This window comes from Mesorhizobium sp. P160927 (genome assembly GCF_057766385.1).
The window spans coordinates 2641664-2654629 of sequence record NZ_JBYMDW010000001.1 but is presented as its reverse complement, the minus strand read 5'-3'; the positions used below and the strand labels follow the sequence as shown (position 1 = coordinate 2654629).

At 59.8% G+C, this 12966-nt stretch carries 15 protein-coding genes; 7 read left to right on the top strand and 8 right to left on the bottom strand.

The features are described 5' to 3' along the window. Together AC3CB8_RS12760 and AC3CB8_RS12755 are read left to right on the top strand one after the other, a co-directional pair. Complete coding sequence (locus tag AC3CB8_RS12760) at positions 1-342, top strand: hypothetical protein (protein ID WP_023782387.1); 342 nt, start codon at positions 1-3, stop codon at positions 340-342. 239 nt (positions 343-581) lie between these two features. Next, positions 582-1790 carry a c-type cytochrome gene (locus AC3CB8_RS12755; protein ID WP_352595087.1) on the top strand — a complete coding sequence of 403 codons (1209 nt, stop codon included), beginning with the start codon at positions 582-584 and terminating at the stop codon, positions 1788-1790. A gap of 130 nt (positions 1791-1920) precedes the next feature. On the opposite strand, the gene AC3CB8_RS12750 is transcribed toward AC3CB8_RS12755, so the two are convergent. The 8 genes from AC3CB8_RS12750 to AC3CB8_RS12715 form a co-directional block, all read right to left on the bottom strand. After that, positions 1921-2250 (bottom strand): hypothetical protein, encoded by a 330-nt coding sequence (locus tag AC3CB8_RS12750; RefSeq protein ID WP_352595084.1) that lies wholly within the window; start codon positions 2248-2250, stop codon positions 1921-1923. A 258-nt stretch (positions 2251-2508) separates the two neighbouring features. Then, positions 2509-3522, bottom strand: coding sequence for an acyltransferase family protein (locus tag AC3CB8_RS12745; RefSeq protein ID WP_352595081.1), 1014 nt, complete (start codon positions 3520-3522; stop codon positions 2509-2511). Positions 3523-3535: 13 nt separating this feature from the next. Continuing rightward, entirely contained in the window at positions 3536-4204 is a 669-nt protein-coding gene (locus AC3CB8_RS12740) for a methyltransferase family protein (RefSeq protein WP_352595075.1), read from the bottom strand. 299 nt (positions 4205-4503) lie between these two features. Beyond that, positions 4504-5043 carry a prepilin peptidase gene (locus AC3CB8_RS12735; protein WP_352595072.1) on the bottom strand — a complete coding sequence of 180 codons (540 nt, stop codon included), beginning with the start codon at positions 5041-5043 and terminating at the stop codon, positions 4504-4506. Position 5044: 1 nt separating this feature from the next. Next, entirely contained in the window at positions 5045-5605 is a 561-nt protein-coding gene (locus AC3CB8_RS12730; protein WP_352726329.1) for a tetratricopeptide repeat protein, read from the bottom strand. Between the two features lie 53 nt (positions 5606-5658). Continuing rightward, a complete protein-coding gene (locus AC3CB8_RS12725) occupies positions 5659-6609 on the bottom strand; it encodes a type II secretion system F family protein (protein ID WP_352595212.1) in 951 nt (316 codons plus the stop codon). An 18-nt stretch (positions 6610-6627) separates the two neighbouring features. Then, positions 6628-7422 carry a type II secretion system F family protein gene (locus AC3CB8_RS12720; RefSeq protein ID WP_245273849.1) on the bottom strand — a complete coding sequence of 265 codons (795 nt, stop codon included), beginning with the start codon at positions 7420-7422 and terminating at the stop codon, positions 6628-6630. A gap of 176 nt (positions 7423-7598) precedes the next feature. Then, entirely contained in the window at positions 7599-8987 is a 1389-nt protein-coding gene (locus AC3CB8_RS12715; RefSeq protein WP_023794728.1) for a TadA family conjugal transfer-associated ATPase, read from the bottom strand. 541 nt (positions 8988-9528) lie between these two features. On the opposite strand from AC3CB8_RS12715, the gene AC3CB8_RS12710 reads away from it, so the two are divergent. The 5 genes from AC3CB8_RS12710 to AC3CB8_RS12690 all read left to right on the top strand — a co-directional run bounded on the left by AC3CB8_RS12710 (position 9529) and on the right by AC3CB8_RS12690 (position 12917). Further along, positions 9529-9756, top strand: a complete 228-nt coding sequence (locus AC3CB8_RS12710) for a Flp family type IVb pilin (RefSeq protein ID WP_023794729.1) — start codon at positions 9529-9531, stop codon at positions 9754-9756. 43 nt (positions 9757-9799) lie between these two features. Beyond that, on the top strand, positions 9800-10000 hold the full coding sequence (locus AC3CB8_RS12705) for a Flp family type IVb pilin (protein WP_023794730.1): 201 nt from the start codon (positions 9800-9802) through the stop codon (positions 9998-10000). Positions 10001-10094: 94 nt separating this feature from the next. After that, positions 10095-11135 (top strand): Flp pilus assembly protein CpaB, encoded by a 1041-nt coding sequence (cpaB, locus tag AC3CB8_RS12700; RefSeq protein WP_023794731.1) that lies wholly within the window; start codon positions 10095-10097, stop codon positions 11133-11135. 56 nt (positions 11136-11191) lie between these two features. Further along, positions 11192-12637: a type II and III secretion system protein family protein gene (locus tag AC3CB8_RS12695; protein ID WP_352595060.1), complete on the top strand. Its 1446-nt coding sequence runs from the start codon at positions 11192-11194 to the stop codon at positions 12635-12637. After that, positions 12624-12917 (top strand): hypothetical protein, encoded by a 294-nt coding sequence (locus AC3CB8_RS12690; RefSeq protein WP_352595057.1) that lies wholly within the window; start codon positions 12624-12626, stop codon positions 12915-12917. The genes AC3CB8_RS12695 and AC3CB8_RS12690 overlap by 14 nt, the downstream gene beginning before the upstream one ends. The last annotated feature ends 49 nt before the right edge of the window (positions 12918-12966 follow it).

The following is a 12966-nucleotide window of genomic DNA, read 5'->3' as shown; positions in this document are numbered from 1 at the left end:
ATGCAGGCGACCCGCACCGGCGTTTCCTGGGCAGGCCTGGTCAGCGGACCAGCCGCGTGGGCGATAACGCTGCAGCTCGATTATTCCATTGCATTCTGGCAATGCCACGCCGGATTTCGTCCCACTGCCTTGTTCTCGCTGACGGGTGCCGCTGTCGCCATGGCAGGCGCGGTGCTGTCGTGGCGCGCCGTTCGCGACCGAAGCCATGGCACGAGCCCGCCCTCGAAGGCGCGCACGCGCGCGTTCCTGGCCAGGACTTCGGTTGGCGTTGGCGCGCTGTTCACCCTCGTGCTGCTGGCACAGACGTTGGCCGGGCTGACCTTCAGCGGGTGCGAGCTGTGAGGATGCCGCGGAGCCTGCGATCGGCTATGCGCGGTAGCAGGCGTGCGCTCTGGCTTGCGGCGGTTGCTCCAGCCCCGGCCGTCATCTCCCGGTCGATCGCGGCCTTGCTGGCATCGTTGGCGCTTTGCACGCAACCGCGGGCGGACGAAATTCGGAAGGGTGAATATCTTGCCAGGGCGGCCGACTGCATCGGCTGCCACACATCCAACCCGAGCCGCCCGTTCGCCGGAGGCTATCGCGTGCCGACGCCGTTTGGCGACGTCTATTCCACCAACATCACACCGGATCTCGACACCGGCATCGGACGTTATTCCGCGGACGAGTTCGTGCGGGCGGTGCAGAAAGGGGTGAGGCGCGATGGAGCCAATCTTTATCCCGCCATGCCTTATGACAGCTTCGCCGCGATGAGCCGCGAGGACGTGCTGGCGATCCGGGCCTATCTTCTGGCGCAGCCACCGATCTTCCAGCCGCGCCCGGCAAACATCCTGCCTTTTCCGTTCAACCAGCGCTGGACACTGGTGCTGTGGAAGCTCGCGAACTTGCACAGCGGCGGCTTCGCACCGGATCGGAGCCGAACCGCCGCATGGACCAGAGGGGCCTATCTTGTCGAAGTGCTCGGCCACTGCGGTGCCTGCCACACGCCGCGAAATGCGACATTCGGCATGGATGAAAATCGCGCATTTGCCGGCGGCAATGCCGGCATCTGGCGAGCCTTCAACGTCACCAGTGACAAGATCGCAGGCGTGGGCGGCTGGAGCGATGAAGAGCTGTTCCGCTTTCTCAAGACCGGCGCGGTGCCAGGAAAGGCGTATGCAAGCGGTCCGATGGCGGAAACGGTCATGAACAGCCTGCAGCATCTTTCGGATGACGACATCCATGCCATGGCCGCCTATCTCAGGGACGTTCCTGCCCAATCCGGAGACGAAAAGCAGCCGCGCTTTTCCTGGGGCAATACGCCGGGGGTCGCGGACAATGCTGGAAGCAACGGGGCGGCGCAGGGCAGCGGGGCCGCGGCCGGCGGCGATCTCTATCGGTCGCTCTGTTCGGGATGCCACGGGGCGAATGGAGGCGGATCAGCGGACGGCTCCGCTCCATCACTGACCCACAACACCTCCCCGGGCGCTGCCATGCCCGACAATGTCGTCATGACGATCCTTGAAGGCGTCAAGGCTGGTGACGTCGCGGGACGCAAATCAATGGCGGCCTTCGGCGGCTGGCTGGACGATAGCCAGGTGGCGATACTTGCAAATTATGTGACCGCGCATTTCGGAAATCCAGATGCGCGCGTTACGGCGGCCGACGTGCGTCTGATGCGGGCAGGCACGTCGACAGGGCGGACAGTCATGATCCTGGCGGGACAGGCGCTGGCGGCCAGTGGCGCCGTATTGCTGCTTGCTCTGCTTACTTTGCTGGCAAAGCGCCTGCGCTCAGCTCCCGTGCGCCCATAGAGATAGGCGGTGATATCGCGCGTATACTCTGTCGGCGATGTCGGCTCATCGGCCCCTTGCAGCAAGAAGACCGCCCGATAAGTCGCCCCAGGGAGAAGAGCGACTTCGGGCGGCGCTCCGAGCCTCTGGCTCATTTGTTGCAGTTCTGCACGTTCGACGTCGTGTTGCCGGTGGCGGTGTTGTTGTCGATGTCATTGCCCGCGGCATCCTTGCAGCGGTCGGTCATGCCGTTCGACTTGGTTGTCGAGTTTGTCGAATTTGTCGTGCTCGGGTCGGCGGGCGTGGTCGTCGCACCGGAGCCTGTGCCGACGCCGGTGCCGGTCGTGGTCCCATTGCCGCCACTGGTGGCGCCGGAGGTCGAGCCTGAACCATTGCTGGATCCGGTGCCGTTCGACTGTGCCATTGCCGACGTCGCCAGAGCGACCGTAAGCACGGTTGCGGAGAGAAGTTTGGTGATCATTGGAGCATCTCCTTTGGTTGTGTACTGCCTCCATCAAACCTGTCTTTCCCGGATATGTTCCGAATGAAACGCTCTTCAGCGAAATTCTTGCGGGCTGGATTGTGGTGCCGATGCGGACGCTTTCGACGCGCCTGGGCTTGCTTCCGGGGGTCGGCGATGGGCCTATCAGCCGACCGGAACGGCAGGTCCGTTCGGACGGGATCACGACCGCGCGCCCGGCACACCACATGATCGGCGTCACCATCATCGAACCATCCGTCAATCTCTTAGTGCCTCGCCAGTTGGACGGTACCCAGTCTTCAAATGTGGATCATATCGGCGCAGGAATATGCGCAGCGGCAGCTCGAACCGAATGTACATCCGCCAAGCGAAAAGAACCGATACGGCTGTGCCGATCACGATGATGAGGTCCGGAGGAATCGGAAACGTGGTCCACACCATCAGAAGCAGCGTTATCGGCAGAGTGTGGATCAGATAAAGCATGTAGGAGGCATCACCGAGAACCGTCCATGCGCTCGGTCGTGCGTCGATCTGCATCGTGCCGAAGACGATCAGCGCCGCCGGGAAACCGTATACCAGCACGCGCTGAAATCCGTTATCGCCAGTGAGAAACTCCATCGTCCCTCCTTGCGGTGCCATCCCAATGAACCCGACAGCTATCATCGCTCCCGCGCCGATCGGCAGGCACCACACTGCCGGTTTCCACTTGGGTGCATAGGCGAGAGCGATGCCAAAGCCGAACTCGATGATCAGCGGGTTGCCAAGAAACTGCAGGACCGGACCAGCCGAGCGAAAGATCATTGCGAGGCCGAAGATTCCGATGAGAGCCGATAGCAGTCGCCGGTCGACGAGAACGATGGTTGCGGCGGCGTAGAAGAGCATTTCGAAGCACAGCGTCCAGGCCGCGGGCAGTGCCGGCGCAGTCATTTGATCTGTAGCGGGCCACAGCAAAAGTGTCGCCACCCCCTCCCGCCAGCCGAAGCCGGTTTTGTAGGCGACGATCGCATAGGGGATGCTGATCAGCAGGTACAGCGGAACGATGCGCCGGAACCGTCTCCAAGCGAAGGATCGCCAAGTCAGGCCAGGTGCCGTCTTGGCAATAATCACCCCTGATATGACAAAAAAGATGTCTACGCCTGCGAAGCCAGCCACCTGAAAATCATGAGGTAATAGGCCGTTGGACCCAGTGACTTTAACGGCGGTCTGGGCCGCGTGGACATATACGACCATCAGCGCGGCGACGAAGCGAAGTATTTGCAACGACCAGATCAAGGACGAGTCCTGACTATCGGCCGCCAGGCTCTGGTATCGCCCCACCAAGGAATCTCGGCAAGATCATTGGCACCCGCCGAGCGTAATCGTCGTACTCTGGGAAGGTTTTCTGCAGGATAGATTCTTCATTTTTCGCGCGTCTATACTGCAAAAAAAACTGAACCGCACCGAGTGCCACCATCAGCATTGAAAAATGCGAAAGGATCATGCCGAGAACGAATACCCCCTCACAGATGTAAAGCGGATGCCGGACAACCGAATACGGCCCAGTGGTAACCAGCCGACGAGCTGTCGCCATGAGTGAGAAGGATCGACCCAGCCAATAAAGACAGAAAATCGAACTGGCCGTACCGACCAAGACTAGGCAAAGAGCCGTCAATTGAGCCGCTTCATTTTGCAACGCCGGTGTCAGGCTCAATGCGAACAGGATCATAAACGTACCAGCTATCGAGGTTACTCTCGGTCCAACTCCCTGCGCAGTTCCCTTTGGAGGAAGGCGGACAATTGTCATCACAAGCTGCAACAACAGAAACACGGTTGATGCCACTTGAGTAACGATGGCGAGCGAACTTGCTGAGGTATCCTGACGGAAATAGAGAAACAGAGGCATCGCGCCGGATGTTGCCAAAACCGCCATGGCGAAGATGATGGCAATTCGGCCAAGAAAATCCTCGTTCAACATTTTCATCCCCTTCCCTAAGCAGTCATTGGAACATGACTTTCGTGCCCCGACAAGAAGATAGTTTCCAAAGCGTTAACGGCTATGCCGTATCAACTTTTGATTAATCTGTCCGGCCTATCGTGGCCAAATGCCGAGCCTTCTTTCCGTGCTTCGTTTCCTGGCGCCGATCTCGATTCTGATTTCAGCAATTACGATGATCGCACTCAATCCACACAGTGCAACGTTTGCGTTTTGGTTGGCGTTGCCTGTGAATGCGGCTGGATGGCCCGCGCGTCCTACAGCAGAGCGGGTTCCGCCGTTCAGTTAAGCTGATTCAGAATTCCAGAGCTGGTCGCCAACACCAAACTTTCATAGATCCCGAGCGCTGTCGTGCAGATCGCCGCGACCGAGATTGGCACGCCGAACGGCACGACGCCTTTGCGGTCGAGATGCTGAACGTAGACGCGGAAGGCGCCGGCGGGCAGCAGGAATGGATTTTTCATGGCTGCTGCAGTGATGAGGGCGAAAACCAGGAGCAGCACGGAAAAAACGGCGAGGTCTTCGCCGCCAGTCAGAAAAGGAACGACCGCCATCAGCTTGACGTCGCCGGCGCCGATCTTGCGCAGGACCCAGAACGGGAACAAGGCAAGAAACAGCACGAGGCCGGCAGACGCGCTCAAGCCCATGTCCCACCAGGATCCTGATCGCAGCACCAGCAACAACAGCGATCCCACACCCAGGCAGAGCAGCAGCAGCACATCGCGATTGGCAATCCTCTGCGTCGTGAAGTCGAGCCACGCAATCCTGGCGAGCAGAGGGATGGCGAGGGCCTTCAACAGCAGTGCTTCGACAAGCAGCATGCTAGCGCTCGATGTTCTGCACGCTCGACGACAGCAGCTTCAGATTGTTGGCGACTGTCGGATCGTTGGGCGCCAGTTCATAGGCCTTGAGAAAATTGCTGCGTGCATCCTGCAGCTTGCCGCGCAGCAGAAAGGAGTAGCCGACATTGTTGTAATATTCGGGCGACGGCCCCATCAGCTTGAACGCGCGGCCATAGGCGCGGTCGGCAAGGTCGAAGCGGTGGATCCGGTCGCAGGAAGCAGCCAAACCCATCCACGCGCCGCCGTCATTGGGCGCCAACTGCGTGGCCTTGAAGAACAAGGCGCCGGAATTGCCGTAGTTTTCGGCGCGGAACTGGTTTTTGGCTTCGGCCACGGCCTGGTCCGATGCGTAATATTCGACATCGCTGACGGTCTTCAATCCATCTAACGTGTCGCCAAACGACGTCACGTCGCCTTTCGACGGTTCGTTGGTGCGCACGACACCGCCAGTGGTGTCTACACCATTTGTCTGGCAGCCGGCTAGGGCTGCCATCAACAGACTGGCGGCGACGACGGTTGCGAGGCGCATTGGCCCTGTCATTTTATCCCCCGAGAGCCCTGCGACTCTATTTTAGAATCAAAGCATATACTTATTCAGAAGAAAATGCCCCTCATACGGATGATAACCGGCAACATGATGACCATCATGACGACGGGGAAGATGCACAATCCCAACGGGATCATCATTTTGACAGGCAAGGCATTGGCCTTCTCCTCAGCGCTCAGAATTCTTTGTCCGCGCATCTCGTCGCTGTAGACGCGCAGCGCATCCGTCAGGCTGGTGCCGAGTTCTTCCGACTGCCTGAACAGCACGGCGAGCGAGCGCGCCTCTTCCAGCCCGATGCGGTCCGCGAGTTCGCGCAGCGCCTCCCGCAACGGCTTGCCGGCGCGCATTTGCAGGTTCATGATCGCAAGCTGGATGCCAAGCCATTTGTGGGTGCCGGCCAGTTCGGCGCCGACACGCTCGACCGCCGCCTCCAAACTCATCCCGGCGTCGGCACAGGTGATCATCATGTCCATGAAATCGGGAAATCCGCGACGATAGACCTGTTTTTGGGCATTCTCGAAGCGATCAAGCAGGATAGCTGGAACCACAATGCAGGCGAGCCCGAACAGAGCCGAACCGGCAAAGGCCATGATAGCGGGGAGTTGGGGCGGGAGTACTCGCACAAGGAGCGCATAGGCAACCAAAAAGCCGATACAGACCGCGCCCAGTCGCGACAAGGTGTAGATGAGCGGAGCACTTGGTTGATAGAACCCGGCGCGAAAAAGCTTCGCCTCTAGCGCATTCGGCTCATTGCGTTCCTTCTCCATCGATCGAAAGTAAGCATCGACCGGACGTTGCGCCGAGATCTTGAGCAATTGTTCCTGACCCGCGAGCGAGCGGTGGTCGACGATGCCTTCCGACGTCAGGCTCTGGGCAACCAGCTTGCGTGTCTGCAACGCCGGCAAGAAGACAAGCGCGCCGAACAGGAACAGCGATACAGCCGCCACGAATACCGCGGTGGAAACCAGGAAACTCAGTCCCTGAATGTTCGATAGCAGGTTTATGGCTCGCTCCTGTCAGAAATCGAAATTGACCATGCGATACATGATGAAGTCACCCAGCAGCGCCCATATTCCGAAGGTCACGAACACCGGCGTGATCAGTGGATCGTGCCATATCTGGCCGTAATATGCCGGAGCGGCTAGCTGGAGAATCAGGAACATCACGATCGGAAAAAGCGAGATGATCCACGCGGACACCCGCCCCTCCGACGAAAGCGCCCTGATCTTCATTCTGAGTTTCTGACGTTCGCGCAGAACCGACGAAAGGTTGGCCAGGATCTCGGTCAAATTGCCGCCCGTTTTCGATTGGATCGACAGCGACACCGACAACAGGTGCAGGCCTTCGAAACCGACGCGCTGCGAAAGCTTCCGCACCGCCTGTTCGATACTCAGTCCGAAGGTGATTTCGTCGGAGACAATGCCGAATTCGGTACCGAGCGGATCGGGCATTTCGCGCGCGACCAGACCTACGGCCACCGTTGCCGGGTGCCCCGCCCGCAGTGAACGCACGATCATGTCGAGTGCATTCGGGAGCTGTTTCGCGAATTTCTGGATCCGCTTCCTGCGCGCACGACGCAAAAGGAGAAGTGGCAAGGCAAATCCGGTCACCAGAAAAATCAGGATGCAAGGCAGTACGGAAAAACGCAGAATGAACGAGAACAGCAGCGCAATTGCCAGGGCTGAGAGCAGGAACATCGCGGCGAAAGTCAGCGGGTTTCCGGTAATGCCGGATTGGGTGTAGAGCCTGTTCAGGCCGACCATGCCGAAAAGAAAATCACCCGTATCCGTCAGGCCGCGCTCGCGCAGCAATCCTTGCAAGGTCTTTTCGGCCGGAGCCTCATCGGACAATCGCTTCAGCCGCCGGTTGATCATGCCGGCACGGGATCGGCGATCGGCGAAGGAAAGATACAGCGCCTCGCCGGCGAGAATGACTGCCGCCGCCGCGAGCGTATAAATGAAGTAGAGCAAGGTCTGGCCGGTCGGCATCAGAGCGCAACCTGGGGATTGAAGGCGTCCTTGGCGAAATGGTGCCCGAGCGTCGCCGCTTCCGGGGCAAAACGTGGGCGAACGCCGGTGGCGCGAAATTCTCCGACGATCTGACCGTCAGCCGTCACCTCGCGACGCACGAATGTGTAGATTTCCTGCATCTGGACGACGTTTCCTTCCATACCGGTAATCTCCGATATCGATGTCACGCGCCGGCCGCCGTCGGAGAGGCGCTGTGTCTGCACGATGACGTCGATGGCGGAAGTTATCTGCGCTCTGATGGACTCATGCGTCATCGGCATTCCTGCCATGCCGACCATCTGCTCCAGCCGCGATATCGCATCGCGCGGCGTGTTGGCGTGGATGGTGGTCATCGAGCCTTCATGGCCGGTGTTCATGGCCTGCAGCATGTCGAAAGCTTCCTCGCCACGAACTTCGCCGACGATGATGCGGTCGGGCCGCATGCGCAGCGCGTTCTTGACCAGTTCGCGCTGGCGAACCTCTCCTTTTCCTTCGACACTGGGTGGACGTGTCTCCAGCCGGCCGACATGAGGCTGCTGCAGCTGCAGTTCAGCCGCATCCTCGATGGTGATCAGACGCTCCCTGGACGGGATGTAGCTCGACAGCGCATTAAGCAAGGTCGTCTTGCCGCTGCCCGTGCCGCCCGAAACCAGGATCGATTTGCGCGCCTGCACGGCAATCCGCAACAGTTCGACCATTGGCGGACGGATCGAGTTGAGCGCCACAAGGCGTTCGAGCGAATAGGGGTTCTTGGAGAACTTCCGGATCGACACCAGCGGCCCGTCGACCGAGATCGGCCGCACCGCGATATTGACGCGGGAGCCATCCTCCAGCCGGGCATCGACCATCGGCGAGGATTCATCGACGCGCCGGCCGATGGCGGAAACGATCTTGTTGATGACCCGCAGCAGATGCGCCTCGTCACGAAACCGGATCGCCGTCTCTTCAACCAGACCACGCCGTTCGATGAAGACGCGCTTGTGGGTATTGATCAGGATATCGGTGATCGTGTCGTCCTTGAGCAGCGGTTCGATCGGGCCGAGTCCCAGCATCTCGTCGGCGGTCTCGCTGGTAATTTGATCAAGCTCGCGTGCGTTCAGCGGCACGCTGTGGCTGCGCACGAACTCGCGCACGATTGGGCGGATCTCGTTCAGGATCTCTTCCTTGGACGCGGTTTCGAGCGCGGCGAGATTGAACCGGTCGATCAAATGACGATGCAGTTCGACTTTCAGCGTCAGGAAGTCCTCGCCATGGGGTTCAATATCAGCAACTGGAGAAACCGCCGGAACGATGGGCAGTAAAGTCAGCTGCTCGGCCTTTGTCGCGGCCTGCTGCTCGCTTGGTCCCTTGATAAACCGCCCCAGCATAATCCCTTACACCCCTCCAGCGCACATTAGCGGAAACTAAACGTTAACCACGCGACGCACAAGCGCCGGGGCGCTTCACTTGCGGCCAATACTTTCAACATAGTTAAGGAGCGCGCCTGAAAAATATCGTTTTTATTTTAGGCCCCGCGCTGCCAACCATGGCTGAGTGAATAAACTTCCAGGAGCGCTCGTGTGCCCTTGGTGCTCTAACATCGGCATCCGCTCCATATCTGGCTATAACCCCTTAGATATAAAGGAATATGTTGTGCTGCTAAATTAGTTATGGTTCTATTAGGACGCATGCATAATTGTGAACGAATGGTTAAGGGCGCTTGAAAAATTAGACGAATCAAGCTCTTGCTGAAATTTAAAGCCGCGTTCAACTCCAGAATTCATGTATTGGGAAGTTAAGGAACCGTTAATCCCGTTTGACTCCGCAATTTCTCGGGACCTAGGATCGAGATGACGGGGGATGCTTGGGTATGGAGTTCATCCTTGGCTCTGTCTCGTCGGGTTCAAACCTCCAAAGGGAGAAATTGACATGAAGAAGCTCATGACGATGACCCGGCAGTTCCGCGACGATGAAAACGGCGCTGCCATGGTCGAATACTCTATCCTGATCGGCATCATCGCCGCGGCAACCATCGTTGCGGTCATCGCTATCGGCGGATGGGTCGGCAGCCAGTTCACCGGCCTTTGCGCGAAGCTGAACGGCAAGGGTCTCGACGCTGCTGGCACTGGCAATGGCGCTTGCGTCCCGGCCGCTTGATCGGAAACGCTCTGGCCGGATCGGCCACAAAGGAGTGATAGGCATGAAGCGGCTTATCGAGATAGCCAGGCAGTTCCAGTCCGACGAAACCGGCGCTGCCATGGTGGAATACTCGATCCTGATCGGCATCATCGCAGCGGCATCGATCGTTGCGGTTATTGCCATCGGCGGATGGGTCGGCAGCCAGTTCACCGGCCTTTGCGCCAAGCTTGGCACGAATGGTGTTGCCGGGAGCACTTGCTGAAAACTTCCTGGGCCGGAATCGCTCGATTTCGGCCCAGGATCCTGCACTTTGAAGGGGTTGAAATTCGCCCGGCGGGCGATAGTGGGGTGGGAAGATGCGCGCCAATACGCTTATCATGATTGTCCTCGCCGGCGTGTTCGGCGTGCTGGCGGTGGTGCTCGCCAATATCTGGCTGGCCAGCCAGCGCAATGCCATGGCGCGGACGGAAGACGTCCCGCGCGATACGGTGGTTGTGGCGGCGGTACCTTTGAAATTCGGTGACACGCTGACCGAGGACAAGTTGCGCGAGATCGCCTGGCCGGCGGGCGCGGTTCCGACCGGCGCTTTCAAGACAACGAAAGAAATGCTGGCTGGCGAAGGCATAAAGCAGGCGCTGCAGGCGATCGGCACCAATGAGCCCGTTCTCGCCACCAAGATCACCGGCCCCGGCCAGCGCGCCACGCTCTCGGCGGTGCTTGGCGAAGGCATGAAAGCCGTTTCCATCCGGGTCAACGATGTGCTTGGGGTGGCTGGATTTGTTTTCCCTGGCGATCGCGTCGACGTGCTGCTGACGCGCACGACTCGCGGCGACGACGGGGCAGACAAGAGTTTTGTCGACGTGCTGCTGCAGAGCATGAAGGTGCTCGCAGTCGATCAGGTTGCCGATGTGAGCAAGGATAGCCCGACCGTGGTCAAATCGGTGACGCTGGAAGCCAGCACGAAAGATGCACAAAAGCTCACTCTGGCAGCCGGCGCCGGGCAGTTGTCGCTGGCGCTGCGCCAGGCCGCGGCCAGCAAGGGCGAAACGACGGAGCGTGTGACGCTTTCGGACCTGACTGGCGAAACGCCCGACGACGTGGCCAAGCGACAGGCCGACCTCGACAAGAAAGCGGCCGCGGACGCATTGGCGGAAGCTGAGCGCAAGCGTGCCGAGGACAAGATTGCCGGACTGACCCAGGCCGTGGAGAAGGTGGGAAGCCGCCTTGACGAGTTGGGCAAGGTCAAGCCCGTTCCAGTCGTGGCGTCTACGCCGGAAGTGCGGGAAGTTGTCAAGGAAGTGATCAAATACGTGCAGCCCGAGCCGCCCAAGAACGTGACCGTGGGCGTGTTCCGGGGTGTGAAGCTCGATACATATGACGTGCCGCGACAACCATGATAAGACGCGGCTAGTGAAGTGGGGCTGCCAGCAGTAGCAGCAGTGGGGAGACGGGGATGCAGGGGTTTTGCGTAAGGATGGCTGCGGCCGCGTTGTCCTGTCTGGCGGCGGTGGCGCTATCGAGCCTTTATGCCGATGCAGCCGACCGCTTCATCGACGTGTCGAACCCCAGCGTCCATCGCGTTTTCCTGCCGATGTCGCAATCGGTGACGCTCCAGGTGAATGCCAATCTCGGCGATATCGTCGTCGGCGACGAGAAGATCGCCGATGCTCAGCCAATGACCGACCGCACGCTCTACGTCATCGGCAAGGGCGCCGGCACCACCACGGTCAATCTGTTCTCACCCGACAAACGCTCGCTCGGCGTCATCCAGATCGAGGTCGGCGTCGATGTCAGCGACATGGCGGCGGCAATCCGCCAGGTTTCGCCAAGGTCGCGTATCGAGATCGGCTCGGTCAACGGCCGGGTGCGGCTTGGCGGTCATGTCAAGGACGGCGCCACGCTGGCAGCCATCATGGAAGTGGCGCAGCAATATGGCCCCGACGCCATCATCAATGCCGTCACCGTCGACGACAGCCAGCAGGTCAATCTCGAAGTGCGCGTGCTGGAAGCCAAGCGCAACGCGGGGCGTGATCTCGGCGTGTCGATCGCCAGCACCAACAGCAGAGGCACGACGCTCACCGGAACGGGCATCGCCACCGTCGACAAAGACGGCGAGGTGCTGGGGGCGGCTGGCGTGCTCAGTGGCCTCCTGTCCAATTCCACTCCGTTCGGCGCACTCCTCACTCGCGTCATTGACAGCAACATCAAGGTCGATCTGTACATCGAAGCACTCGAGGCCAAAGGGGTGGTGCGCACGCTTGCCGAGCCCAACCTCACCACGCTTTCCGGCGAACCCGCCAGTTTCAACGCCGGCGGCCAGGTTCCTATTCGCAGCGTCACCAAAGATGGCGTGATCCAGATCGAGTACAAGCAATTCGGCGTCAATCTCCTGTTCACGCCGGTCGTGCTCGCTGACGACAAGATCCACATCCAACTGGCCCCGGAGGTCAGCGACCTGACCGGCTTCACGACAGCCGGCGACCCGATCTTCACCAACCGCAAGCTGGAAACCGTCGTCGAGCTACGCGACGGCCAGAGCTTCGCGGTCGGCGGGCTTCTGTCCAGCAAGACGACCAAGCTTCAAAACCAGGTGCCATGGCTCGGCCAGGTGCCGGTCATCGGCACGCTGTTCCGCAATTCGAGCAGCCAGAAGGAAGAGACCGAGCTGGTCGTGATCGTCACCCCGCATATCGTGCGGCCGGTGAAGCCCGGCGAGCAGTTGGCGACACCGTTCGACAAGACGCGGCCAGCCAACGACCCGGAATTCTTCGTGCTCGGCCAGCTCGAAGTGAACAAGGACATGATCCGGAAATATGAAACGGGCGACGGCGTCACCGGCCCCTATGGCCATATGCTGGACTTCAAATCGAAGGACAAGATGCTCTATGTCAAGAAATAGCGCCCTGATCCTCATTCTGTGCGTCGGGTCGCTTTCGGGCTGCGCCGCGGACTATCTGAACCACTACGACTCGGTGACCTTGGCCGCCGGCGACACGCAGAAATACAATTCGATGCTGCAGACGGTCGATCCGCTCAATCCGGCATCCAGGAATACGCATATCGAAGGCGACGGCACGCGCGCCGCCGCCGTTGCCCAAGCCTACAAATATCCACCGCCACCTCCGCCACCGCCATCGATCACGGTCAATGTCGGCGGGTCGGGCGTGACAAAGCAGTGAGCTGAACGGAAGGATGCGGAGGGCGCCGGGCATGCGAGGGGCCTTGGCG

Excerpts from the sequence above, each read along its gene's own strand:
- AC3CB8_RS12750 (WP_352595084.1), bottom strand. The coding sequence starts at position 2,250 with ATGATCACCAAACTTCTCTCCGCAACCGTGCTTACGGTCGCTCTGGCG.
- AC3CB8_RS12710 (WP_023794729.1), top strand. The coding sequence starts at position 9,529 with ATGAAGAAGCTCATGACGATGACCCGGCAGTTCCGCGACGATGAAAAC.
- AC3CB8_RS12695 (WP_352595060.1), top strand. The coding sequence starts at position 11,192 with ATGCAGGGGTTTTGCGTAAGGATGGCTGCGGCCGCGTTGTCCTGTCTG.
- AC3CB8_RS12760 (WP_023782387.1), top strand. The coding sequence starts at position 1 with ATGCAGGCGACCCGCACCGGCGTTTCCTGGGCAGGCCTGGTCAGCGGA.
- cpaB (WP_023794731.1), top strand. The coding sequence starts at position 10,095 with ATGCGCGCCAATACGCTTATCATGATTGTCCTCGCCGGCGTGTTCGGC.
- AC3CB8_RS12730 (WP_352726329.1), bottom strand. The coding sequence starts at position 5,605 with ATGACAGGGCCAATGCGCCTCGCAACCGTCGTCGCCGCCAGTCTGTTG.
- AC3CB8_RS12705 (WP_023794730.1), top strand. The coding sequence starts at position 9,800 with ATGAAGCGGCTTATCGAGATAGCCAGGCAGTTCCAGTCCGACGAAACC.
- AC3CB8_RS12735 (WP_352595072.1), bottom strand. The coding sequence starts at position 5,043 with ATGCTGCTTGTCGAAGCACTGCTGTTGAAGGCCCTCGCCATCCCTCTG.
- AC3CB8_RS12690 (WP_352595057.1), top strand. The coding sequence starts at position 12,624 with ATGTCAAGAAATAGCGCCCTGATCCTCATTCTGTGCGTCGGGTCGCTT.
- AC3CB8_RS12740 (WP_352595075.1), bottom strand. The coding sequence starts at position 4,204 with ATGTTGAACGAGGATTTTCTTGGCCGAATTGCCATCATCTTCGCCATG.
- AC3CB8_RS12715 (WP_023794728.1), bottom strand. The coding sequence starts at position 8,987 with ATGCTGGGGCGGTTTATCAAGGGACCAAGCGAGCAGCAGGCCGCGACA.